22 protein-coding genes are annotated in these 23,901 nt (G+C 64.3%); 6 read left to right on the top strand and 16 right to left on the bottom strand.

Translation table 11 applies throughout. The features are described from left to right. Positions 1–21: 21 nt before the first annotated feature. From BMW76_RS09675 to BMW76_RS09695, 5 genes are all read right to left on the bottom strand, one after another. A complete protein-coding gene (locus BMW76_RS09675) occupies positions 22–816 on the bottom strand; it encodes an alpha/beta fold hydrolase (protein ID WP_090864903.1) in 795 nt (264 codons plus the stop codon). A 50-nt stretch (positions 817–866) separates the two neighbouring features. Then, a complete protein-coding gene (locus BMW76_RS09680; RefSeq protein ID WP_090864904.1) occupies positions 867–3,401 on the bottom strand; it encodes a DNA internalization-related competence protein ComEC/Rec2 in 2,535 nt (844 codons plus the stop codon). 97 nt (positions 3,402–3,498) lie between these two features. Beyond that, a complete protein-coding gene (locus tag BMW76_RS09685; RefSeq protein ID WP_090864905.1) occupies positions 3,499–4,287 on the bottom strand; it encodes a TatD family hydrolase in 789 nt (262 codons plus the stop codon). Between the two features lie 54 nt (positions 4,288–4,341). After that, positions 4,342–5,097, bottom strand: coding sequence for a lipoprotein-releasing ABC transporter ATP-binding protein LolD (gene lolD, locus BMW76_RS09690; protein WP_090864906.1), 756 nt, complete (start codon positions 5,095–5,097; stop codon positions 4,342–4,344). Then, a complete protein-coding gene (locus BMW76_RS09695) occupies positions 5,090–6,343 on the bottom strand; it encodes a lipoprotein-releasing ABC transporter permease subunit (protein ID WP_090864970.1) in 1,254 nt (417 codons plus the stop codon). The genes lolD and BMW76_RS09695 overlap by 8 nt, the downstream gene beginning before the upstream one ends. 321 nt (positions 6,344–6,664) lie before the next feature. Between BMW76_RS09695 and BMW76_RS09700 the strand changes: the two genes are divergently transcribed. The 5 genes from BMW76_RS09700 (at position 6,665) to BMW76_RS09725 (ending at position 14,291) form a co-directional block, all read left to right on the top strand. Next, complete coding sequence (locus BMW76_RS09700) at positions 6,665–7,765, top strand: regulator (protein ID WP_090864971.1); 1,101 nt, start codon at positions 6,665–6,667, stop codon at positions 7,763–7,765. Between the two features lie 58 nt (positions 7,766–7,823). Next, on the top strand, positions 7,824–9,530 hold the full coding sequence (gene recJ / locus BMW76_RS09705) for a single-stranded-DNA-specific exonuclease RecJ (RefSeq protein WP_090864907.1): 1,707 nt from the start codon (positions 7,824–7,826) through the stop codon (positions 9,528–9,530). An 853-nt stretch (positions 9,531–10,383) separates the two neighbouring features. Next, positions 10,384–11,488 (top strand): peptide chain release factor 2 gene (prfB, locus tag BMW76_RS09715; RefSeq protein WP_143062234.1). Its coding sequence is split into 2 segments (ribosomal slippage): positions 10,384–10,464 and positions 10,466–11,488, totalling 1,104 coding nucleotides; the frame shifts between segments, so codons are not numbered across the junction. Positions 11,489–11,595: 107 nt separating this feature from the next. Beyond that, positions 11,596–13,137, top strand: a complete 1,542-nt coding sequence (gene lysS, locus BMW76_RS09720; protein ID WP_090864909.1) for a lysine--tRNA ligase — start codon at positions 11,596–11,598, stop codon at positions 13,135–13,137. A gap of 383 nt (positions 13,138–13,520) precedes the next feature. Then, entirely contained in the window at positions 13,521–14,291 is a 771-nt protein-coding gene (locus BMW76_RS09725; RefSeq protein ID WP_090864910.1) for a glycine zipper 2TM domain-containing protein, read from the top strand. Between the two features lie 124 nt (positions 14,292–14,415). Here the strand turns inward: BMW76_RS09725 and iscX are convergent, their stop codons facing one another. The 10 genes from iscX to BMW76_RS09775 all read right to left on the bottom strand — a co-directional run bounded on the left by iscX (position 14,416) and on the right by BMW76_RS09775 (position 21,578). After that, complete coding sequence (gene iscX / locus BMW76_RS09730) at positions 14,416–14,613, bottom strand: Fe-S cluster assembly protein IscX (RefSeq protein WP_087735476.1); 198 nt, start codon at positions 14,611–14,613, stop codon at positions 14,416–14,418. Between the two features lie 15 nt (positions 14,614–14,628). Continuing rightward, positions 14,629–14,970 (bottom strand): ISC system 2Fe-2S type ferredoxin, encoded by a 342-nt coding sequence (fdx, locus tag BMW76_RS09735; protein WP_090864911.1) that lies wholly within the window; start codon positions 14,968–14,970, stop codon positions 14,629–14,631. Positions 14,971–15,160: 190 nt separating this feature from the next. Further along, positions 15,161–17,032, bottom strand: a complete 1,872-nt coding sequence (gene hscA / locus BMW76_RS09740) for a Fe-S protein assembly chaperone HscA (RefSeq protein ID WP_090864912.1) — start codon at positions 17,030–17,032, stop codon at positions 15,161–15,163. Between the two features lie 160 nt (positions 17,033–17,192). Continuing rightward, positions 17,193–17,720 carry a Fe-S protein assembly co-chaperone HscB gene (gene hscB / locus BMW76_RS09745; protein ID WP_090864913.1) on the bottom strand — a complete coding sequence of 176 codons (528 nt, stop codon included), beginning with the start codon at positions 17,718–17,720 and terminating at the stop codon, positions 17,193–17,195. 115 nt (positions 17,721–17,835) lie between these two features. After that, positions 17,836–18,159 (bottom strand): iron-sulfur cluster assembly protein IscA, encoded by a 324-nt coding sequence (gene iscA / locus BMW76_RS09750; RefSeq protein WP_090864914.1) that lies wholly within the window; start codon positions 18,157–18,159, stop codon positions 17,836–17,838. Positions 18,160–18,304: 145 nt separating this feature from the next. Next, positions 18,305–18,724, bottom strand: coding sequence for a Fe-S cluster assembly scaffold IscU (gene iscU / locus BMW76_RS09755; protein ID WP_090864915.1), 420 nt, complete (start codon positions 18,722–18,724; stop codon positions 18,305–18,307). A 57-nt stretch (positions 18,725–18,781) separates the two neighbouring features. Next, positions 18,782–20,005 carry an IscS subfamily cysteine desulfurase gene (locus BMW76_RS09760; protein ID WP_090864916.1) on the bottom strand — a complete coding sequence of 408 codons (1,224 nt, stop codon included), beginning with the start codon at positions 20,003–20,005 and terminating at the stop codon, positions 18,782–18,784. Positions 20,006–20,075: 70 nt separating this feature from the next. Continuing rightward, positions 20,076–20,600, bottom strand: a complete 525-nt coding sequence (gene iscR / locus BMW76_RS09765) for a Fe-S cluster assembly transcriptional regulator IscR (RefSeq protein WP_012400853.1) — start codon at positions 20,598–20,600, stop codon at positions 20,076–20,078. Positions 20,601–20,710: 110 nt separating this feature from the next. Further along, on the bottom strand, positions 20,711–21,238 hold the full coding sequence (locus tag BMW76_RS09770; RefSeq protein WP_090864917.1) for a low molecular weight protein-tyrosine-phosphatase: 528 nt from the start codon (positions 21,236–21,238) through the stop codon (positions 20,711–20,713). Between the two features lie 103 nt (positions 21,239–21,341). Then, the gene (locus BMW76_RS09775; protein ID WP_090864918.1) at positions 21,342–21,578 is read right to left on the bottom strand and encodes a hypothetical protein; all 237 of its coding nucleotides are present in this window, start codon (positions 21,576–21,578) and stop codon (positions 21,342–21,344) included. Between the two features lie 273 nt (positions 21,579–21,851). On the opposite strand from BMW76_RS09775, the gene BMW76_RS09780 reads away from it, so the two are divergent. Then, entirely contained in the window at positions 21,852–22,361 is a 510-nt protein-coding gene (locus BMW76_RS09780) for a hypothetical protein (RefSeq protein ID WP_090864919.1), read from the top strand. A 110-nt stretch (positions 22,362–22,471) separates the two neighbouring features. Here the strand turns inward: BMW76_RS09780 and BMW76_RS09785 are convergent, their stop codons facing one another. Further along, on the bottom strand, positions 22,472–23,884 hold the full coding sequence (locus tag BMW76_RS09785) for a lactate utilization protein B (protein ID WP_090864920.1): 1,413 nt from the start codon (positions 23,882–23,884) through the stop codon (positions 22,472–22,474). Between the last annotated feature and the right edge of the window lie 17 nt (positions 23,885–23,901).

Consider the following 23,901-nt stretch of genomic DNA (forward strand, 5'->3'; position numbering starts at 1 on the left):
TTCGGCGATGTTCCGCAGCCCTCAATCCAGCTCGCGCAGCAGCCGCTGCACGGCCCTCGCCGTGTCTAGCGGCCGCTCCATCGGGAAAAGATGGCTCCCTTCGATCCACTCGAAATGCTCGCCCACCAGCCGCCGCGTCGCATGCAGACCGGCCTGCCGCACCTCCAGCGAGCGCGTCCCGGCCACGAACCCGAAGGGTACGGACGTGCCTCGCGCCAAGCGGCTTCCGCATGTGTGCGGCAATGTCCGATAGATCAGGTATTCCGTCTGCCGGTCGAAGGCCAGCTCGCGCGTGCCGTCCGCGGACACCTGCGGAATGCCGAACTCGATGTAGTCGGACAGCACCCGCTCGTCCCATCGCGCGAACGCCGGCTTCGCGTGAAAGTGCCGCCATGCTTCGTCGCGGCTCGCCCAGCGCGTGCGCCGATTGCGCGTCGCCGCGGCCGGCGACAGCCTTTCGTCGAGCCCCGTCCACTGCGACACGCGCAGCATGCTGCTCTGCCAACCCGCGATCACGGGCGAGTCGAGCATCACCACGCCCCGCACCCACTGCGGCTTTTTCAGCGCTGCCATCAGCGACAGGTAACCACCCAGAGAATGTCCGACCAGCCACACAGGATTCTCATAAGAACGCTCGATGTCATCCAGCAACTCTTCGACGAGATGCGGCCAGTCGCGCGTCACGGGATAGCGCGCGTCGTGCCCTATCCGCTCGATGAAACGCAAGTCGTAGTCGTCTGCCAGTTCCGCGAAGATCGTCCGATAGGTGGACGCAGGAAACCCGTTTGCATGCGAGAAATGGATGATGTTCTTCAAGCGCTGCGGCCTCCGTTTCAGTTCGTTTTAGTTCGTTCTCAATCGCGCTGTCATGGGCCGGCCATCGTATCCATCCAGTACCGGCGATGCGTCTGCCGGTAGCGCTCCAGCGATAACGTCGCGCCGTCTGCCTCGATACGCGCGGCGCCGTCGTCGTCGCTGCGCGAGAGTTCGATGCGTCGCGCGCGATACCGCTCGTAGACGCCCAGTTGGGGATGATGAAACCGGTTGCGATAGCCTACCTGAAATACCGCGATGGACGGCTCGACGGAGTCGAGGAACGGCTCGGTAGACGAAGTCCTGCTGCCGTGATGCGGCACGAGCAGAATCTGCGCGCGCAACGCCGCGCGGTCGCGCGCAAGCAGCGTGCGTTCGACGGGCGCTTCAATGTCCGCGGCCAGCAAGGCTGTCATCGGCGTTCTTGCTTCGACGGGCGTGTGAACGCGCGCGCTTTCGCGACGAGCGCCGGGTGCGCTTACGCGCAGCACGCAGCAATGCGCGTTCGGCTTGCCCTGCAACGGTCCCGGATCGGGCCATAGAATCGCGAAGTCTACGCCATCCCAGTGCCAGTGCTGACCCGCCGCGCAGCGCACGGTTTGCGCCCCCGCCTGGCGCGCCTGATTCCATAGCGGATTGTCGGGGACGAGCCCGGCGAGCAGTTGCCGCACCGCGATTGCGTCGAGCACGGCGGGCGCGCCCCCGGAGTGATCGGAGTCGGCGTGACTGATGATCAGCGTATCGAGCGCCGAGATACCCGCGGACTGCAGATACGGTACGACAATGCGCTCGCCGGCATGCGTCGATTCGGGACCGGGCCCGGCATCGAAAAGCAGCGTATGACGCGCCGTCTCGACGACGATCGATGAGCCCTGGCCGATATCGAGCGCCGTCAGGCGGAAGGTTCCGTCGGCGGGCGCGGACGACGCGGGCGCGAGCAGCGGCAGCCAAGTGAGCGGCGCGGCCCAGCGCAGCGGCCAGCCGGAAGGCGCAAGACACCATGCGATGCCAATGGCCGCCGACGCCATCGCCCACATGCCCGGCTGCGGCAATTGCCAGATCGTCCACGCGGGCCCCGACAGCATGTACAACGCGCTCGCGAGCCATTCGAGCAACCGATGCGCGAAGCGAAACGCGAACGCATCGAGCGGCGCCGGCAACGCAACGCCGGCGATCACAGCCGGCGTCACGAGGGCGCTGACCCAGGGAATCGCAAATGCGTTCGCGACGGGGCCGATCAACGGAATCTGCGAGAAGAAGAATACGGTCAACGGCGCGAGCGCGACCGTCACCGCGAACTGCACGCGAGCGCCGCTGCGTATCCGTTCGATTGTCGCGCTGAGCCACGAGCGCAAGGTATCCGCGCACCGCGCCGCGATCGAACGCGTGCGCGCTTCGTGCTGCTGCGGGTCCGGTGAATCGTTTCGAACGACTCGCATGCGTGACGAGATCGCAAACAGAATTGCGGCAACCGCGCAGAACGACAGCCAGAATCCCGCCGATACCACCGCCCACGGATCGACGAGCAGCACGAGCCCCAGCGCCCACGCGAGCACCACTGAAGGCGCGGTGCGCCTTCCGCCGACGTATGCGAGCGCAACGACGCACGCCATCCATAGCGAGCGCTGCGCGGGGACGTTGAAGCCGGCGAGCGCCGCATGAAACGCTGCAAACAACGCGCCGCTCGCGATCGCCACTTTCTGCGCGGGCGTAAGAAGAGGCCAGCTTCGCCCGATGAAAAACGAGCGGCGCCATAGCGCGCCCATCAGCCAACCCGCGAGTCCCGCGACAAAGCCGATATGCAAGCCCGATATCGCGACGAGGTGGCTCGTCCCCGTGCGGCGCATCAAGAGCCAATCGGCGGTGCTGACGGCATCCTGTGCGCCAATCGCAAGCGCGACAACGATGCCGTAGTGCGGCGCATCGCCCAACACCGTGGCAATGCGCTCGCGAATCGCCCATCGCCAGCGATCGATCATGACACCCACGCCGTTCGCCATACCCCGCAGCCGCACGGCCTGCAACGGCGCGCTCACATAACCCGTCGCCCGAACGTCGCGCGCCAACAGCGCTGCCTCGCTATCGCGCACGCCCCAGTTCGCGTTGCCATGCGGACGCTTGAGCCGCACGTTCAGGCGCCAGCGCGAGCCGGGCTCGAGCGCGGGAGGCGGCATGTCGTCCGCGATCCACGACAGTTGCAGCGCGCGGGGAAAGCGTTCGACGGGTGCATCCGCCGATTCGATGGAGAAGAGAAAACGCGCGCCGTCCGCACTGCGCGTCGGCAAGCCTTTGATCGATCCGATCACGACGATGTCGCGCCCTTCCCACGCATGCGGCAGCTCGAACGCAAGGCGCGTCTGCGCGCGCCACGACGCGTAGCCAAAACCGACGCATCCAGCAGCGCAAAACACCGCGCACCAGCCCGCACGGATGGTCCACGCGCCGCGGCGTCGAAAGCAAGTGCACGCGATAACGATCAGCGCGCCAATGAAGACCCAAAGCCCCAGCAACCCGAACCATCCCGGCAGCGACGCCTGCTGCTGCAACCACACGACGCCCAATGCAAATCCACACCACACTGCCCGCATGCCACCTCCGCGTCTGACGCTCGCGCTGCATCACCAGACATTCATCAGGAAGTCGAACTATTCCCGGCGACACTGCCCGACACGAGCCAAACAGTGATTATGCAGAGTAAAGCGCGAGCCGCGGCAGTGCGGCGTGCGCATTAGCCGTTGTGCCTATCGCAAGCTCGTTTTTGTCGATGCCGCGCTGCTCGGCGAGGATTGCGCCGATCGCCGGAATCTGGTCCGGCGTGTTGCGCTGCCGGTAGAGCCATGCGGGCGGGATATCGGGCGCATCGGTCTCGACGACGAGCGCGTCAAGCGGCAATTGCGCCGCGAGCCGGCGAATCTGCAATGCACGCTCGAACGTCACGTTGCCGCCGAAACCGAGGTGCATGCCGTGATCGATGAACGCCTGCGCCTGCTGGAAGCTGCCGTTGAACGCATGCGCAATGCCACGATGCACCTGATTGCGCCGCAAGCCCTTCAGCACCTGGTCCTGCGACTTGCGCACATGGCAGATCACGGGCAGATCGAACTCGCGCGCGAGCTTCAGCTGCTCGTTGTAGTAGAACTGCTGGGTCTCGTCGTCGAGTGCGGGAACGAAGTAGTCGAGCCCGATTTCGCCCAGCCCGACGAACAGCGGATCGTCGAGACTCGCCTCAATTTCCATGCGCAGCGCGTCGAGATCGGACGGCTGCGCCTGCGGCGTAAAGAGGGGATGAATGCCGAGCGCATACGCCCCGCCCTTCACGCGATGCGCGAGTTCGCGCACCGTCGAGAAATTGCTGCGCGCAATGCCTGGAATCACGATCCGGCTGACGCCCGCTTCGAGCGCGGCGTCCGCGACGGCGTCGCGGTCCGCGTCGAATTCCGAAGCGTCGAGATGACAGTGCGTATCGATCCACATGCGCGCAGCCTCATGCCGATCGTGTCGGCAGTGTCGAATGGAAAACGCCGGACGTCAGACGGGAACCGTCGGCTCCTCGTATAGCACGCCGTCGCGCAGACGCAAGATCCGGTCGCAGCGCGCGGCCAGATCGGGATCGTGCGTGACGATCACGAAGCTGGTCGACAGCGTGTTCGACAGCTCCAGCATCAGGTTGAACACAGTGTCCGCCGTGCCGCCGTCGAGATTGCCCGTCGGCTCATCGGCGAGCACGCAGGCGGGCTTCGTCACCAGTGCGCGAGCAATCGCGACGCGCTGGCGCTCGCCACCCGACAGTTCGCCCGGACGATGCTTCGCCCGATGCGCAAGCCCCACGCGCTCAAGCATGCCGAGTGCCTGCGCGCGCGCGTCCTCCGTCGTCATGCGGCGAATGCGCAGCGGCATCGCGACGTTGTCAAGCGCACTGAACTCCGGCAGCAGGTGATGAAACTGATAGACGAAGCCGAGCGCGCGGTTGCGCAGATCGTTGCGCTCGCGCTCGGAGAGCTTCGTGAACGGCTTGCCCATCACTTCGACGTGGCCCGCGCTCGGGTCGTCGAGTCCGCCGAGCACGTGCAGCAGCGTGCTTTTTCCCGAGCCGGAAGCGCCGACGATCGCGAGTTTCTCGCCGCGCCGCACCGACAGCTCCGTGTTGTTCAACACGGGCACGTTAAGGCCGCCCTGGACGAACGCTTTCGAAATGCCCGTTGCTTCGAGCACGTAAGGATGCAGACCCGGGTGCAGACCCGTCTCGTCAGTAGCCATCAGATTCTTGTTGGGACGATCATTCATAACGCAACGCCTCCGCCGGACGGACCTTGGCGCCACGCCAGCTCGGATACAGCGTCGCGAGACACGACAGCAGGAACGCGATCACGCCGATCTTGACGACATCGCCGGGGACGAGCTCGGACGGCAGTTCGCTGATGAAGTACACGGACGGCGGCAGGAACTGCACGCCGAGCACGTGCTCGATCATCGGCACGAGCCACGGAATGCTCCACGCGATCAGACAGCCGAGCGCAACGCCGATGCCCGTGCCGACGAAACCGATCGTCATGCCCTGCACGACGAAAATCTTCATGATCGAGCCGGGCTGCGCGCCGAGCGTGCGAAGAATCGCGATATCGGCCTGCTTGTTCGTCACCGTCATCACCAGCGACGAAACCAGGTTGAACGCGGCCACCGCGATGATCAGCGTGAGGATGATGAACATCATGCGCTTCTCAATCTGCACGGCCGAGAACCACGTCTTGTTCTGCTGGGTCCAGTCGCGGATGTAGAGATCGCCGGACAGCGTGCGCGCCAGCTGATGCGCGACTTCCGGCGCGCGCTGCATGTCCTTGAGCCGCAGCCGCACGCCCGTCGGCGCGGGAAGACGGAACAGCGCCTGAGCATCCTTGATGTTGATCAGCGCGAGCGTGCTGTCGTACTCGTAGTGACCGGACTCGAAGATGCCGACCACGTTGAACTGCTTCAGGCGCGGCAGCATGCCCGCCGGCGTCATCGAGCCTTCGGGCGCGACGAGCGTGATCTTGTCGCCCGCCATCACGCCGAGGTTCGCCGCGAGATCCGCGCCGAGCACGATGCCGAATTCGCCGGGCTTCAGCGCGTTCAGACTGCCCGCCTTCATCTCCTTGCCGATGTCCGACACTTCCGGCTCCAGCGACGGCTCGACGCCGCGCAGCGCGACGCCGCTCACGGCATCCTGGCGCGTCAGCAGCGCCTGCGCCTCCACGTAGGGCGCCGCGCCGATCACCTCCTTGTTCAGCTTCGCTTCCTTCGCGGTCAGCTGCCAGTCCGGCATCGAACCCGTCGGCGAAAAGATTTCGACGTGCGCGAGCACCGACAGCATGCGGTCGCGCACCTCCTTCTGGAAGCCGTTCATCACCGACAGCACGACGATCAGCGCGGCCACGCCGAGCGCAATGCCCGACATCGAGACGAGCGCGATGAACGAGATGAAGCCGTTACCCGTGGTGCGTTTGCCGGCGCGCGTATAGCGCCAGCCAATCTGCCATTCGTATGGAAGTTTCAAGCGAGTCCTTTTCAGCGCGCTTGCGCTGTTCTGCATGGGTACGGCCTTCGTGCGCCGTGCGGAAAATCCGCTGTGCAAGCGTGAAAGCCGTGTCGATTGGGCGCGAATGACGGCCGATGGTTCCAGAACGCGGCTCGCGGCCGCTTCCTCATACGACGCATGCGCGGATGCGTGCACGGTGCCGGATTGTGCCGGGTCGTGCCCGATTCCAACGCCACGCGCCCCGTCGCGCATTCATTGCGCGAATCGTACGCATCGACGCACAAGTCGCCGTTTCCGTTCCCCGCCATCGCGGATCGACGGGGCGAAGTTTGCCATACAATGCGCAGCATCATGAACGCCAACCGACTGCACCTCCTCCTGCCCTTCGCGCTGCCCGCCGCGGCCGATGCGTCCACTGCGCTGCATTCCCTCGACATCCCGGCTCTCGACAAACTGGTCGCGCGCGCGACGCTCGTCGAGCGCGTAATCGGCGAGGACTTCCAGCGCACGCTGCCGCACGAGCGCTGGGTCGCACGCAGCTTCGGCGCAGTGCCTGCGGGAACGGCCGCCGCCGACGAGGCGCCGCTCGCGCCGTACATGCTGCTCGCCGACGGCGGCGACCCGGGCGACGCGACGTGGGCCTGCGTGCAGCCCGTGCATGTGCGGATCGCGCACGACCATCTGGTGCTGATCGATCCCGAGTCGCTGGAACTGACGGACGACGACGCGCGCACGCTGCTCGGCGTCGCGCGTCCGCTCATCGAGGAACTGGGCGTCCGGATCGAGGCGCCGCAGCCGTCGCGCTGGTATCTGTCGAGCGACGCGTTCGGCACGCTGGCGGGCGCGTCGCCGCTGCGCGCGAGCGGCCGCAACATCGAAATCTGGCTGCCGCACGAAGCGCACACGGGCGAGCGCTCGCGCGCATGGATGAAGCTGCAGAACGAAGTGCAGATGGCCTGGTTCGAGCACCCGGTGAACGAGGCGCGCGAGGCGCGCGGCCTGCCCGCCGTCAATTCGATCTGGTTCCACGCTCAGGGCGCGGCGCAGCAGGTCAAGAGCGGCTTCACGCGCGTGCTGTCGGATGCGGCGGCCACGCGCGGTCTCGCGCTCGCGGCAAAGGCGGCGATCGACGCGCCGCCCGCTTCCTTCGACGCCTGGCGCGCAAATGGCGCCAACGACAGCGCGGCCGCCACGCTGATCGAACTCGATCCGTTCTCGGCGCCGTTCGTCGGGCAGGACTGGGGCCGCTGGAACGACGCGTTCGCGACGCTCGAGCGCGACTGGTTCGCGCCCGCGCTGAATGCGCTGCAGGCAGGACAACTCGCCGAGCTCGGTCTCACGCTGTGCGGCGATACGGGCTCGGTGACGCTCACCATCACGCGCGGCGATCTGCGCAAATTCTGGCGACGTCGTCTTTTCGCGTCGCTCTTCATCGAATGAACCGTTTTTCTGCGTACTTTTCTGCGCATTTTTCTGCGCCACTTCCTGGTCTTGCCGCATGACTCGAATCGTTACGCGCGCCTGCTCTCCCGCCGACGCCGAAGCCCTGATCCGCCACGGCCTGCATCCCGTCCTTGCGCGCCTGTACGCGTCGCGCGGCGTGTGCCTGCCCGATGAAATCGAAACCGGCCTCGCGCGCCTCACGCCGCCGGCGTCGCTCAAAGGCTGCGACACGGCAGCAACGCTGCTCGCCGATGCGCTCGAAAGCAAGCGCCGCATGCTCGTCGTCGCCGACTATGACTGCGACGGCGCGACGGCCTGTGCCGTCGCGGTGCGCGGCTTGCGGATGTTCGGCGCGCAGATTGACTACCTCGTGCCAAACCGCTTCGAATACGGCTATGGCCTCACGCCCGAGATCGTCGCGCTGGCGGCGCAACGTCCGGGCGGCAAACCCGATCTGCTGATCACCGTCGACAACGGGATCGCGAGCGTCGACGGCGTCGAAGCGGCGAACGCGCTCGGCATCGACGTGCTCGTCACCGATCATCACCTGCCCGGCGACGAACTGCCGCCCGCCCGTGCAATCGTCAATCCGAACCAGCCGGGCTGCACGTTTCCGAGCAAGTGCATGGCGGGCGTCGGCGTGATGTTCTATGTGCTGCTCGCGCTGCGCGCGGAACTGCGCCGGCGTGGCGCGTTCAGCGATGCTTGCCCTGAGCCGCGCCTCGACGGCTTGCTCGATCTCGTCGCGCTCGGCACGGTCGCGGACGTCGTGAAGCTCGACGGCAACAATCGCGTGCTGGTCGCGCAAGGCTTGCAGCGCATCCGCAACGGACGTATGCAGCCGGGCATCGCCGCGCTCTTTCGCGCGGCGGGCCGCGATGCGCGCAGCGCGTCGGGCTTCGATCTCGGCTTTGCGCTCGGGCCGCGTCTGAATGCGGCGGGACGGTTGTCGGATATGTCGTTGGGCATCGAATGCCTGACCACGGACGACGTCGGACGCGCATGGGAGCTCGCGCAGCAGCTCGACGTGATGAACCGCGAGCGGCGCGAAATCGAAGCGGGGATGCAGCAGCAGGCGCTCGACGATCTGTCGACGGTCGATCCCGCCGGCTCGACGACGATCACCCTGTTCAACGCGGCCTGGCACCAGGGCGTGATCGGCATTGTCGCGGGACGGTTGAAGGAAAAATTCCACCGGCCGTCGTTCACGTTCGCGCCCGCCGACGACAGCGGCGCGACCGTCAAAGGCTCGGGCCGCTCGATTCCGGGCTTCCATCTGCGCGACGCGCTCGATCTCGTCTCGAAGCGCGAGCCGGGGCTGATCCTGAAGTTCGGCGGCCACGCGATGGCGGCGGGCCTGACGATCGCGGCAATGGATGTCCCACGTTTTACCGCGGCCTTCGAGCAGGTTGGCCGCGAATGGCTGACGGAGGACGTGCTCGCGCGCACGGTCGAGACCGACGGCGATCTCGAAGATGCATATTTCACGCCGCAATTCGTCGAGATGCTCGATGCAGCCGTCTGGGGACAGGGCTTTCCGGCGCCCGTTTTTTCGGGCGAGTTCGATGTGATGTCGCAGGCGCTGGTGAAGGACAAGCATCTTAAGCTGCAGCTGATGCGCGGCCGCCAGCGCTTCAATGCGATCTGGTTCAACCATACGCAGCCGTTGCCTGCGCGGACGACGGTCGCCTATCGGCTCTCGGCGGATATGTGGAATGGCATATCGCGGGTGCAGTTGATCGTCGAGCACGCGGTGTTGTAGGCCGGTGGCGCCCGGCCGCCCCGCGCTTTGATCCGTTATAATTTTGGTTTTTGGTTGCGACGCTGTTTGTTGCGGTTTTTGATGCGCATCCGTGTTGCGGTTCGCTTGCCCTTCGCGGGCATCCGCGATGCGCCTCGCGGCGCGGGCGTTGCCCCTGTGCGGGGCGGCACTCACTTTCTTTGCCGCCGCAAAGAAAGTAAGCAAAGAAAGCGGGCTCACACCGCCAGTGCTTGACCTTTACCCACGGGCCCTCAACGTCCCCGAGTTTCATACGGCAGTGTGCTCGCTGATGTTCGTTGCCAACGCGCTACTCGTGCGCCTCACCCGCTTCATGCACGTGTCGCACGACTAAGGGCATCGAACGTTCCGGCGCCGCATGTCGGTAGTGAATAAGGTTGTCGTGCCGCACAGGACACCGCCCGTACTTGAGCCGTATCGCGTAGCGAGGGTGTCCTGTATGGCGCGAATGCCTACACACAGTTTGCCGCAAAGGGGCGCGGGAACATTCGATGTCGCGGACGGTAACGCGGGTGTATGAAGCGGTGAGGCGTTTGATCAGTACGCTGGTAACGAAGGCGGAGCAGCACGTTGCCGCGCGAACTGTGGGGACGTTGAGAGCCCGTGGGTAAGCGTCAAGGATTGGCGGTGTGAGCGGCTTTCTTTTGCCTACTTTTCTTTGCCGCGGCAAAGAAAAGTAGGTGCCGCCCCGCACAGGGGCAACGCCCGCGCCGCGAGGCGCATCGCGGATGCCGGCAAAGGGCAAAGCAGACAACGCATTCGCGGATGCCCGCGACAAGGGCTAAGGCAAACAGCGTCGCAGACAAAAACCCATATTTATTACTAGTGGATCGACATGGAAGCGGAACGTCTCAACGCGATCGAAGCCTCTCTGGCCGACCTGCGCACGCGCGCAGGCGAGCTACGGGGGTATCTTTGACTACGATGCCAAGGCAGTACGGCTGATCGAAGTCAACAAGGAACTCGAAGACCCGAACGTCTGGAACGACGCACAGCACGCGCAGGCGCTCGGCAAGGAAAAAAAGCTGCTCGAAGGCGTCGTCGAGGTGCTGGGCTCACTCGATAACGACTTGCGCGACACGAAGGATCTCTTCGACATGGCGCGCGAGGAAAACGACGAGGACACGCTCGTCGCGTGCGAAGAAGACGCCACGAAGCTGACGGCGCGCATCGAAGACATGGAGTTCCGCCGGATGTTCTCGAATCCGGCCGACCCGAACAACGCGTTCATCGACATTCAGGCAGGCGCGGGCGGCACGGAAGCGTGCGATTGGGCGTCGATGCTGTTGCGCCAGTACCTGCGCTACTGCGAACGAAAGGGCTTCAAGGCCGAAGTGCTCGAAGAATCGGAAGGCGACGTCGCGGGCATCAAGAGCGCGACGATCAAGGTCGAAGGCGAATACGCATACGGCTTCCTGCGCACCGAAACAGGCATTCACCGCCTGGTGCGCAAATCGCCGTTCGACTCGTCGGGCGGCCGTCATACGTCGTTCTCGTCGGTGTTCGTGTATCCGGAAATCGACGAGTCGTTCGAGATCGAAGTCAATCCGGCCGATCTGCGCATCGATACGTACCGCGCCTCGGGCGCAGGCGGTCAGCACATCAACAAGACCGACTCGGCTGTGCGTATCACGCACATCCCGTCGGGCATCGTCGTGCAGTGCCAGAACGACCGCTCGCAGCACCGCAACCGCGCCGAAGCGATGGCGATGCTGAAGTCGCGCCTGTACGAAGCCGAAATGCGCAAGCGTCAGTCGGAACAGGACAAGCTCGAAGCGGGCAAATCGGACGTGGGCTGGGGCCACCAGATCCGTTCTTACGTGCTCGACAACAGCCGCATCAAGGATCTGCGCACCAACGTCGAAATCAGCAACACGAAGAGCGTGCTCGACGGCGATCTCGACGCGTTCATCAGCGCGAGCCTGAAACAGGGCATCTAATAAGCGCAACGGGCGCGGCGCATTCCGCCGCGCCGAATTTTTTTGACCGCCTGTGCGCCCACGCCGTGAAGGCGCGCACGAGGCACCGAACACCGACCATCATCACCATGACCGAACCGACCCAGCCGAATGCGGCCCCGCAGAACGCCGTCGCCGAGTTGGACGACAACCAGATCATCGCCGAGCGCCGCGAAAAGCTGCGCGCGCTGCGCGAGCAAGGCGTCGCCTATCCGAACGACTTCCGTCCGACCCATCACGCCGCCGACCTGCAATCCAGATTCGCGGACACCGACAAGGACGCGCTCGAAGCGCAGGCGCTGCAAGTCGCGCTGGCCGGCCGCATGATGCTCAAGCGCGTGATGGGCAAGGCGAGCTTCGCGACGGTTCGCGACGGTTCGGGCCAGATCCAGTTCTTCATCACGCCCGCCGACGTCGGCGAAGCGACGTACGAAGCCTTCAAGAAGTGGGACCTCGGCGACATCGTCGCGGCGAAGGGCGTGCTGTTCCGCACGAACAAGGGCGAGCTGTCCGTGCGCTGCACGGAACTGCGCCTCTTGTCGAAGGCGCTGCGCCCGCTGCCGGACAAGTTCCACGGCCTCGCAGACCAGGAAATGCGCTATCGCCAGCGCTACGTCGATCTGATCGTCACGCCGGAAGCGCGCAAGACGTTCGTCGCGCGCACGAAGGCCGTGTCGTCGATCCGCAAGTTCATGGCCGACGCGAACTTCATGGAAGTCGAAACGCCGATGCTGCACCCGATTCCGGGCGGCGCGGCGGCGAAGCCGTTCGTCACGCATCACAACGCGCTCGACATGCAGATGTTCCTGCGCATCGCACCCGAGCTGTATCTGAAGCGGCTGGTGGTCGGCGGCTTCGAGCGCGTGTTCGAGATCAATCGGAATTTCCGTAATGAGGGCGTGTCGCCGCGTCACAATCCGGAATTCACGATGATGGAGTTCTACGCCGCTTACACCGACTACAAGTGGCTGATGGACTTCACCGAGCAGTTGATCCGCCAGGCCGCCGTCGACGCGCTCGGCACCGCGACGATCGCGTATCAGGGCCGCGAGCTGGATCTGTCGAAGCCGTTCCATCGGCTGACGATCACACAGGCGATCCAGAAATACGCGCCGCAATACACGGATGCGCAATTGACGGACGGCGCATTCCTGCGCACCGAACTGAAGAAGTTCGGCGTCGACACGACGCAGCCGCAATTCCTCAATGCGGGCACGGGCTCGCTGCAACTGGCGCTCTTCGAGGAAACGGCGGAATCGCAGCTGTGGGAGCCGACGTTCATCATCGACTACCCCGTTGAAGTGTCGCCGCTCGCGCGCGCATCGGATAGCGTCGAAGGCATCACCGAGCGTTTCGAGCTGTTCATCACGGGCCGCGAAATCGCCAACGGCTTCTCGGAGCTGAACGATCCGGAAGACCAGGCTGCGCGCTTCAAGAAACAGGTCGACCAGAAGGACGCCGGCGACGAGGAAGCGATGTACTACGACGCCGACTATATCCGCGCGCTCGAATACGGCATGCCGCCCGCGGGTGGCTGCGGCATCGGCATCGACCGTCTGGTGATGCTGCTCACCGACAGCCCGAGCATCCGCGATGTCATCCTGTTCCCGCATCTGCGCCGCGAAGACTGATCGCGACGTTGTCTCATCTGCTGCCTCGCATGGCGGCATTCGCGCACGGCCGTGTCTCGGGCCGTGCGCGCTCCCCTCGCCTCACCCCTTCCCTTTCTTGCTGCCTCCGACGGGTTGTTTGTAACCATCGGTAAAAGCTGCGCGATGTCAGCGCGCGGCCGCTTCTTCAAAGCCTGCCGAAACGCACGGATGAGGCCAATCCGGCCGCCCGGCGCGCCCCTCGCGTTTCATGCGCGTCAACGCTGTGCTCGTCTGACGTTACAAATTGAAACCCCGACGCGAATGGCGTGTCGGACACTAAAGGCTGGGCCTTTTGGCGCACTTACTATGCCTCACCCTCAGTCTCGAGAAGGGCAGCTCTGTCCGGACGGAGGCCAATCACCATGAACAATCCGAACAACCCGCAAACTTCCCCCCGCCGCCTGCACCCGCTTATTGCGGTGGCGGCAGGTGCCGTCATCATCGCCAGTCTCGCCGCCACGGCGGCCATAACGGGACTGTTCCCAAAGGCGTCGAGCAACGGCGCGGTCAACGATCAGACGCAATCGGCTGCCGTCACGCAGCAACAGCAACCTGTCGTCGATACCGCGCAACCGGCCCGTCTACCCGCGCAGCCACAGCCACAAGCCGCCGCTCAGCAGCAGTCGGCTGAACAGCAGGCCGCGGAACAGCAGGCGGCGCAGCAACAGACTGCACAGCAACAAGCCCAGCAGGCGCAACAGGCCGAGCAGGCCCCGCGCGCGCCGGCGCCGACGAGCCCGCAATACGCGCAGCAGCCGCAGCAGCAATATGCGCCGCAACAGCCAGCACAACCGGCCCACTGTTCGACTTGCGGCACAGTCGAGGCGATCTCGGTCGTGCGTCAGGAAGGACATGGCACGGGCCTCGGCGCTGTCGGCGGTGCAGTGGCCGGCGGCGTCGTCGGCAACCAGTTCGGCAGCGGCAATGGCCGTACTGCGATGACGCTTCTCGGCGCGCTCGGCGGCGGACTTGCCGGCAACTCGGTCGAAAAACATTTGCGCAGCACGACCAGCTATTCGGTGCGTGTGCGCATGGAGAACGGCAAGACGCGCTACTTCACCTATCACGAGGCGCCGCCGTTCCAGCAAGGCCAGCGCGTGCGCGTGCAGAACGGCACGCTGGTCGCCGGCTAGACGCAACGATCCGACGCGGCCGCTTGCCCGTCCTCTTCGCGCGCCATACGAAAAAAGGCGACTCACACGTGAGTCGCCTTTTCTTTTGCCGCGCCTGATACGTCAAACAACGGACGGAACGCGTTCAATAGTCCGCGTCTTCGATCCATGCCGCCTGAATCGCTTCGAGGATCTTTTCGCTCGATCGGTTCGGATCGTCGTCGAAGCCGTCCAGCTCCATCACCCAACGGTGAAGATCGGTGAAGCGCACCTGTTGCGGGTCGATTTCCGGATGCTTGTCCGTCAAGGCCATCGCGATGTCTTGCGTATCGGTCCACTTCATGGCTGCATGCTCCTGTTAGTGATTTTCCTTCGCGTGGTTGATCGAATAACGCGGAATCTCGACGACGAGATCGTCGTCGTCGGGCATGATTGCCTGGCACGACAACCGCGACTCGCGTTCGAGACCCCATGCCTTGTCGAGCAGATCGTCCTCGTCTTCTTCCGACGGCTCCAGCGCGTTGAAGCCCTCACGCACGATCACGTGACACGTCGTGCACGCGCAAGACTTCTCGCACGCATGCTCGATCTCGATGCCGTTGTCGAGCAGATTGTCGCAGACGCTCTTGCCCGGCACGGCGTCGATGACCGCGCCGTCCGGACACAGTTCGACGTGAGGCAGCACAACGATTTGAGGCATACAAATTCCGTTTGGTCTGTGGGGCACGGACGCCGCCCTTCAGGCACCGTACCATTTTACTGATCGCGCGGCCGTTTTTGGCACGCGCTGCGTGATTCTGCGGCGACACATGAATCGCGTTTTCACTGCATCGCCGTCATTGCGCGAGGCGCGTTTCGACGTCCCGCGTTGCCGTCAACAAAAAGCCGCGTCAGATCTCGTCGAGCTTGCGGCCCGCGAGTGCGCGGCGAATGCTCTTGTCCATCCGGCGCGCGGCGAATTCGTCGGTGCCTTCGGCGAGCGTCTTCGTTGCCGTTTCGATCGCGTCGACGTCTTCGCCCGGCGCGACCACTCGCAGCGCCTCGACGAGCCCGGTGAGCGTCACGCGCTCGTCGGCGTCGAGCAGCTCGCCGTCGGCGGCCAGCGCCGCCTCCGTCGCTTCGATCAGCCGCTGCGCTTCGACTTGCGCCTCGCGCAATGCGCGGGCACGCATATCGACTTCCGCCGTCTGGAAGCTGTCTTCGAGCATGCGCGCGACGTCGTCATCGGCGAGACCGTACGACGGCTTCACGACCACCGACGCCTCCACGCCCGAATGCTGCTCGCGCGCGAACACGGACAGCAGTCCGTCAGCATCCACCTGATACGTGACACGGATGCGCGCTGCGCCCGCCGCCATCGGCGGAATGCCGCGCAGCTCGAAGCGCGCGAGCGAACGGCAATCGGACACGAGTTCGCGCTCGCCCTGGACGACGTGAATCGCCATCGCCGTCTGGCCATCCTTGAAGGTCGTGAATTCCTGCGCGCGCGCGGTCGGAATCGTCGAGTTGCGCGGAATGATTTTTTCGGCGAGTCCGCCCATCGTTTCGACGCCCAGCGACAGCGGAATCACGTCGAGCAGCAGCCAGTCGTCGCCGTCCCCGCCGCGGTTGCCCGCGAGCAGATCGGCCTGAATGGCGGCGCCGAGCGCGACCACCTGGTCGGGATCGAGATTCGTCAGCGGCGGCTGGCCGAAGAAGTTTTCGACGGCACGGCGAATGACGGGCATGCGCGTCGCGCCGCCGACCAGTACCACGCCCTTGATGTCAGCGGGCGTCACTTTCGCATCGCGCAGCGCCTTTTTCGTGGGCCCGAGCGTGCGCAGCACGAGCGCCTGCGTGATTGTTTCGAACGTTGCTTCGTCGACGGTGACGTCCATCTTCGCGCCGCTCGCGAGCGTGACCCGGACAGCCGCGCTGGGCGCCGACGACAGCGCCTCCTTCGCCTCGCGCACTGTGTCGAGCAACTGGCGCACGTCTTCGGGCGTCAGCGACTGCGCCGCGACGTTCGCTTTTTGCAGCACGTGGCGATACAGCGCGTGATCGAAGTCGTCGCCGCCGAGCGCCGAATCGCCGCCCGCCGCGAGCACTTCGAAGACACCCTTGGTCAGCTTCAGGATCGACAGATCGAACGTGCCGCCGCCGAGGTCATACACCGCATAAAGCCCTTCCGCGCCGTTATCCAGACCGTAGGCGATCGCGGCCGCCGTCGGCTCGTTCAAGAGGCGCAGCACGTTGAGACCCGCAAGACGCGCGGCGTCCTTGGTCGCCTGGCGCTGCGCCTCATCGAAATAGGCAGGCACCGTGATCACGGCACCGACGAGTTCATCGCCGAGCGTGTCTTCCGCGCGATAGCGCAGCGTCGCGAGAATTTCCGCCGACACTTCGACGGGGCTCTTCACGCCGTCGACAGTGCGGATCTGTACCATACCCGGCGCGTCGACGAAATCGTACGGCGCGTTTTCCGCGTGCTCGACTTCGCTCTTGCCGCGACCCATGAAGCGCTTGACGGAGACGATCGTGTTGCGCGGATCGGTAACGGCTTCCGCTTTCGCCACGCGCCCGATGCGCCGGCCGCCTTTCTCCAGATACCGCACGACGGAGGGCAGCAGATAGTGTCCTTCGTCGTCAGGCAAAACGTCGGGCACGCCGCTGCGCACCGCCGCGACGAGAGAGTTGGTGGTGCCGAGGTCGATGCCGACGGCGAGTCGCCGCTGATGCGGCGCGGGCGCCATGCCGGGTTCGGAAATTTGCAGTAAAGCCATCTGGAATCTTCTTCGGGTCCGTCGGGGTCCGTTGGGGGTCCATCGAAATCGATTAGGCCCCGGTCCTGATCATGTAGGTTCGCGTGTCGTTCGGGCTGCGCATTCGTGCAGCGCAAGTCAGACGGCTGGATTCGCGCGCCGCGCAATTCTACGTGCCGCGCTAGCTGTCGAGCCGTTCGATCTGCGTGCCGATCTCCGACGCCACGCGCTCGATGAACATCAGTTGCCGTACCGCTTCGCCTGCCGCCTGGTTCGAGCCGCTGTCGAGCAACGCGGCTAGTTTCGCGAAGCGCACCTTCTCTTCGTCGCGCAGTTCCACGAGCAGCGCGTCGAGCGCGTTGACATTCTTCGCGGCCGACGCATCTTCGATGCTCTCGCGCCATTCCATCTGCTGCATCAGGAATGCCGGCTCCATCGCCGTGTTGTTCTCCGCGCCGACGTCGACGCCGCGCAGCGCCAGCAGATAACGCGCGCGCCTGAGCGGATCGCGCAGCGTCTGATACGCCTCGTTCGTGCGCGTCGCCCATTGCATCGCGATGCGCTTCTGCGCGTCGCCCGCCGCGGCGAAGCGGTCGGGATGCACCTGCGCCTGCACCGTGCGATACGCGTGATCCAGTGCGGACGCGTCGAGCGAGAACTGCTCCGGCAGATCGAAGAGTTTGAAGTGACTGTCGTTCAGCGAGGCCATCAGATTGGTTTGTCCGTCGAAAGCGCGTGGCGAAACTCAGGCAGATATCTTGCGATGTTCGTGGCGAAATTGAAAAAAGGCGGCACAGGCCGCCTTTTCCGCGTAATTCACGCGCTTACACGCGGAACGATTCGCCGCAGCCGCACTCGTCCTTCACGTTCGGATTGTTGAACCTGAAGCCTTCGTTCAACCCTTCGCGCGCGAAGTCGAGCTCGGTGCCGTCGATATAGGCGAGGCTCTTCGGGTCGACCACGATCTTCACGCCATTGCATTCGAACACCTGGTCTTCGGGCGCGAGCTCATCGACATACTCGAGCTTGTATGCGAGGCCCGAGCAACCCGTCGTGCGCACACCAAGCCGCAGTCCGACGCCCTTGCCGCGTCGGGTCAGATATTTCTGGACGTGTTGTGCTGCCTTTTCGGTCAACGTAATTGCCATAGCGTTTCTCAATGTGCGGCACGCCGTCGTTCTCACGACCCGTGCCGCGACCCTGCCTGCATCTCAAATCGTTCCGGCGGGCGACGATTTCAAGTATCGGCCGCCACGCCTCGCCACTACCGCGCTCAAGCGACGCGCAATGCGCTTACGCCGACTGCTCGGCGCTCGCTGCTGCGGCAGCCGTTTCGCCATGACGCTGCCTGTAGTCGGCAACCGCTGCCTTGATCGCGTCTTCCGCGAGGATCGAGCAGTGGATCTTCACGGGCGGCAGCGCCAGTTCTTCGGCGATCTGCGTGTTCTTGATCGTGAGCGCCTGGTCGAGCGTCTTGCCCTTCACCCATTCCGTGACGAGCGAGCTCGATGCGATGGCCGAACCGCAGCCGTACGTCTTGAACTTCGCGTCTTCGATGACGCCGTCCGCGCCGACGCGGATCTGCAGCTTCATCACGTCGCCGCAAGCCGGTGCGCCGACCATGCCCGTACCGACCGCATCGTCGTCTTTCGCGAACGAGCCGACGTTGCGCGGGTTTTCGTAGTGGTCCAGAACCTTGTCGCTGTATGCCATGTTGTCACTCCTTGATTCGATTCAACCTGCGTTCGTGATCGACTGATTCGGGCGCGCTCAGTGCGCGGCCCACTGGATCGTCGACAGATCGATGCCGTCCTTGTGCATTTCCCACAGCGGCGACAGATCGCGCAACTTCGCGATCTTGCTCTTCAGCAGGTTGATCACATAATCGACGTCCTGTTCCGTCGTGAAGCGGCCGACCGTGAAGCGGATCGAGCTGTGCGCCAGCTCGTCGTTGCGGCCAAGCGCGCGCAGCACATACGACGGCTCCAGCGAAGCCGACGTGCACGCCGAGCCCGACGACACCGCGACATCCTTCACAGCCATGATCAACGACTCGCCTTCGACGAAGTTGAAGCTGATGTTCAGGTTGTGCGGCACACGCTGTTCCATGTCGCCGTTCACATACGTTTCTTCGATTTCCTGCAGCCCGCGCAGCAGCTTGTCGCGCAGCATGCGGACGCGTTCGTTTTCCGTCGCCATTTCTTCACGCGCGATACGGAACGCTTCACCCATGCCGACGATCTGGTGCGTCGCCAGCGTGCCCGAGCGCATGCCGCGCTCGTGGCCGCCGCCGTGCATCTGCGCTTCGATGCGCACGCGCGGCTTGCGGCGCACGTACAGCGCGCCGATGCCCTTCGGGCCATACGTCTTGTGCGCCGAGAACGACATCAGATCGACCTTCAGCTTCTGCAGGTCGATTTCGACCTTGCCCGTCGCCTGCGCCGCGTCGACGTGGAAAATGATGCCCTTCTCGCGGCAGATCTCGCCGATCGTCTCGATGTCCTGGATGACGCCGATCTCGTTGTTCACGTGCATCACCGACACCAGAATCGTGTCCGGGCGCAGCGCCGCCTTGAACGCTTCCAGATCGACCAGGCCGTCGTCCTTCACGTCCAGATACGTCACTTCGAAGCCTTCGCGCTCGAGTTCCCGGCAGGTGTCGAGCACGGCCTTGTGCTCGGTCTTCACCGTGATCACGTGCTTGCCCTTCGACTTGTAGAAGTGCGCAGCGCCCTTGATCGCGAGGTTGTCGGATTCCGTCGCGCCCGACGTCCAGATGATTTCGCGCGGGTCGGCATTGACGAGCGCCGCGACGTTCTCGCGCGCTTCCTCGACGGCACGCTCCGCGTCCCAGCCATACGCATGGCTGCGCGACGCCGGATTGCCGAACTGCTCGCGCAGATACGGAATCATCTTGTCCACCACGCGCGGATCGACAGGCGTCGTCGCGCTGTAGTCCATGTAAATGGGCAGGTGGGGAATGTCGTTATTCATCAATCGCTCCGGGGGACATCAGTGCATTTGGCTTTGCGGGTCTGGCGTGCGCGTCTGATTGCGCGCTCGGTCAGCCAGCCATATTGAAAACGGAATTCGGACCCTTCGGCACCGCGCGCGGCTCCACGGCGGGCGCTTCCGTGCGCCGGTCGCGCAGCACCGCCGTCGCGCCTTCGCGCGAGCGCTGCTGGTCGACCAGGTCTTTCAGGGAAACGGAGTCGAGATATTCGACCATCTTCTGATTGAGCGTCGACCACAGTTCGTGCGTCATGCAATGGCCGTCGTGATGCTTCGTGCCCTCGCACGAGCCCTTGCCGCCGCATTGCGTCGCATCGAGCGGCTCGTCGACGGCGATGATGATGTCCGCCACCGTCACATCCTCGGCGCGACGCGCGAGGTTATAGCCGCCGCCCGGTCCGCGCACGGACTCGACGATCTCGTGCCGGCGCAGCTTGCCGAACAGCTGCTCGAGGTAGGACAAGGAGATGTGTTGGCGCTGGCTGATACCCGCAAGCGTCACCGGGCCCTGCTCCTGGCGCAGAGCCAGGTCAATCATCGCCGTGACGGCGAAACGGCCTTTCGTGGTGAGTCTCATATCTGGTGGGAACCGCAATTCTCGACAAGTTTGGTCAAGTATAAATACATGACAGATTTAGTCAAGTATCCCCAGTGTGATTTGGGTCATTCGCTTAACGAAAACTTGTGTTACAGGGTCAATTTGGGCCGAAGTGCCGCGATAAGACCACGGCAGGCCGCTTCGCATTGGTCCAGCACGATTTCGAAGCCCTCGCCGCCCCCGAAGTACGGGTCGACGACCTCGCGCATATCGAAACCTGGCGCAACTTTTTCCACTTCATCCGCGACCGGCGCACCCGCATCCGTCGCAAATTCCATCAGCAGACGAATCTTGTCCTGCTGCGCCTGCGGACAGATTTGTCTGAGCGCCGCGACGTTTTTGTCGTCCATCGCGACGATCAGGTCGAAGCGCTCGAAGTCGGCGGCAGTGATCTGACGCCCGCGAAATGTCGACAAATCGTAACCGCGGCTTTTGGCCGCGCGCTGCGCGCGCTCGTCCGGCGCTTCGCCGATGTGCCAGTTTCCCGTGCCCGCCGAATCGACGATCACGCGATCAGTCAGCTTCGCCTCAGCCAGCATGTGCCGCATGACGCCTTCCGCAGTCGGGGAACGGCAGATGTTCCCAAGGCACACGAAACAGATGGCGACCGTATTCATCGATGGCTGAGCGGCTCAGCCGCATATGTCATAAAAGGTGAAACAGTGCCGCGATTATACAAAGCCGTGCAAAATCACGCCGGCGCCGTGCCGACCTTGCCGATCAGAGCGACTGGGCCGGCATGCGGGCAGCCGGGTGCATCGCGTCGGCGGGCATCGACGCTTCGCCGCTGACGTATCCGAAAGACACTGCACGCGCCAGTTCCGCCGATACGCGGTCGGCCGCGAGCGGCGACGGCGACGATTGCGCACCCGCGTCGTTGTACAGATGCAGGTACGCAGCGGCCGCAAGCGGCACGATGATTGCCCAAGGCCAATACACCGATATTTTCTTTTTCATGATGTCGTTCTCTCAAAGCGGGCCGAGGTGCACAGGCGCACTTTGCCCAGTCGAAATGGTAGATGAAGGCGCAATCCGGAAAAACCCGCCCCAGGACAACGCTGCGTTGCAGTCGGATGAACAGTCGGACCACTGACCAATTTGCAGCCGCCGCCAGCCGTGCCTTTCGGTAGCCGAAAGAAATCCTTACAAAAGCACACACAGGTAATACCCAGCTGGCGCTACAAATAACGCATGGGCAATGTGCCTCTCGTTCGTCTGTCTAACACTCAAATGAAACGTCTTATTCCTTCTCTCGCACCCATTGCCGTGGCTGTCTGCGCGGCTGCCGCGCTCGGTGGCTGCGCCTATCCGTATGGCGGCGCGCCCGCCTATGGCTACAGCGACGGCTACTACGACCCTTACGGCGCGCCCGCATACGGCTACGCGGAGCCGCCTGTGCAATCGAGCCTGTTCCTCGGATTCGGCGGTTATTCGGGCCGCGACTACGATCACCGTCATTGGGGAGGCTGGGGCGACCATGGCCACGATCACGATCGCGGAAATGGGAACGATCACCGCGGACCGAACGGCGGCGGGCCGCATGGGCCGCCGCCGCAGACGAACAACCCGCCGATGAACGCGGGCGGCAACTCGGGCGGCATGCACGGCATGCGCCCGCCGGTACAAGCCGGCGCACCACAACCTCAAGGTGGCGGCAATCGTGGCGGCGGCGGACCACCTCCGGCCCGCGGCCTCAGCAGAGGCGAGCAATGGAATGCTGAGGGCGGCAGGCCACACTAATCGATGGACTTGAGCGGCAGAGATCCGCTCGCGCCTGTCAAAGAGAAAGAGGCTGCATCGCATAAGCGATGCAGCCTCTTCTTTACTTGAAGCATCAGAAGGACAGCGTCCTATCCGATATGCGTCTTGCTCGCGGCATACAGTTCGCGGAACGTGCGTCCGACGGGCGCGGGCATCTCGCGCGTGTTCGTCCACCCGGCGCCGAGCGGCAGTTTCGCGATCGACTTGCTGCTCCCGCCCATCCGCTCCAGGATTCGCACGGCGAGCTTCGTGAAAAGTCCATAAGCCGTCGGATGCATCGCGAGATAGCCCCACACGGCCAGTCCGAACCGCTCCTGCCACGGCCGCAGATGACGCTCCATCTGCCGCTCGCGGAGCTTGCGCAGCAGATCCGACAGCGGAATGCCGACGGGACACACGCTATTGCATTCGCCGCAGAGCGTCGCGGCCTGCGGCAGATCAAGCGCCTTTTCGATGCCCACATAGCTCGGCGTCAGCACCGAGCCCATCGGCCCCGGATAGACCCAGCCGTAGGTATGGCCGCCGACCTTCTGATACACGGGGCAATGGTTCATGCACGCGCCGCAACGGATACAGCGCAGCATCTCCTGAAAGTCGCCGCCGATCAGCCCGGTGCGCCCGCCATCGACGAGCACCACGTACATATGCTCCGGCCCGTCCTGATCGTCCACGGCGCGCGGCCCCGTCAGCACGGAGAAATAGTTCGAGATGTCCTGCCCCGTCGCCGAGCGCGGCAGCAGACGCATGGCCGTCGCGAGATCCTCGAGCGTCGGCAGCACTTTCTCGATGCCCGTCACCGCGACGTGCACGCGCGGCATCACCGTGCACATGCCCTCGTTGCCTTCATTGGTCACGAGCGCAACCGAGCCCGTTTCCGCGATCACGAAATTGCCGCCCGTCACGCCCATGTCGGCCGTCATGAAATGCGGACGCAGCATCTCGCGCGCTTCACGCGTCATCTCGGGGATTTCGGTCAGGCGCGGGCGCTGATGCGTCTTCGCGAACAGATCGGCGATCTCTTCCTTGTCCTTGTGGACGACGGGCGCAATGATGTGGCTCGGCGGCTCGTTGTCGTTGATTTGCAGGATGTACTCGCCGAGATCGGTCTCGATCGACTGCACGCCCATCTGTCCGAGCACCTCGTTCAGGCGCATCTCCTCGGACACCATCGACTTCGTCTTGATCACCTTCTTCACGTCGTGCTTGCGCGCGATGTCGGCGACGAGCTTCGCGGCTTCCTGCGTCGTCTCGGCGAACAGCACGGTGACGCCGCGCCGCGTCGCCTCGCGCTCGAACGTTTCGAGCCAGACGTCGAGGTTTTCCAATGCGCGGTTGCGGCGCTCCTTGAGCGCGGTGCGCGTCGCCGGAAAGTCGATCGCGGTCATCGCCGACGCACGCGCCGACACGAATTTCGTCGACAGCTTGGTCAGATTCTGCTGAAGGCGCTGGTCGGCGAGTTTCTGGCCCGCGCGCGCCTTGAACTGCATCGTTTGGACTTGCATGACGGCCTTGGGATCGG

Origin of the sequence: Paraburkholderia diazotrophica, assembly GCF_900108945.1 — a bacterium.
Lineage (GTDB): Bacteria > Pseudomonadota > Gammaproteobacteria > Burkholderiales > Burkholderiaceae > Paraburkholderia > Paraburkholderia diazotrophica.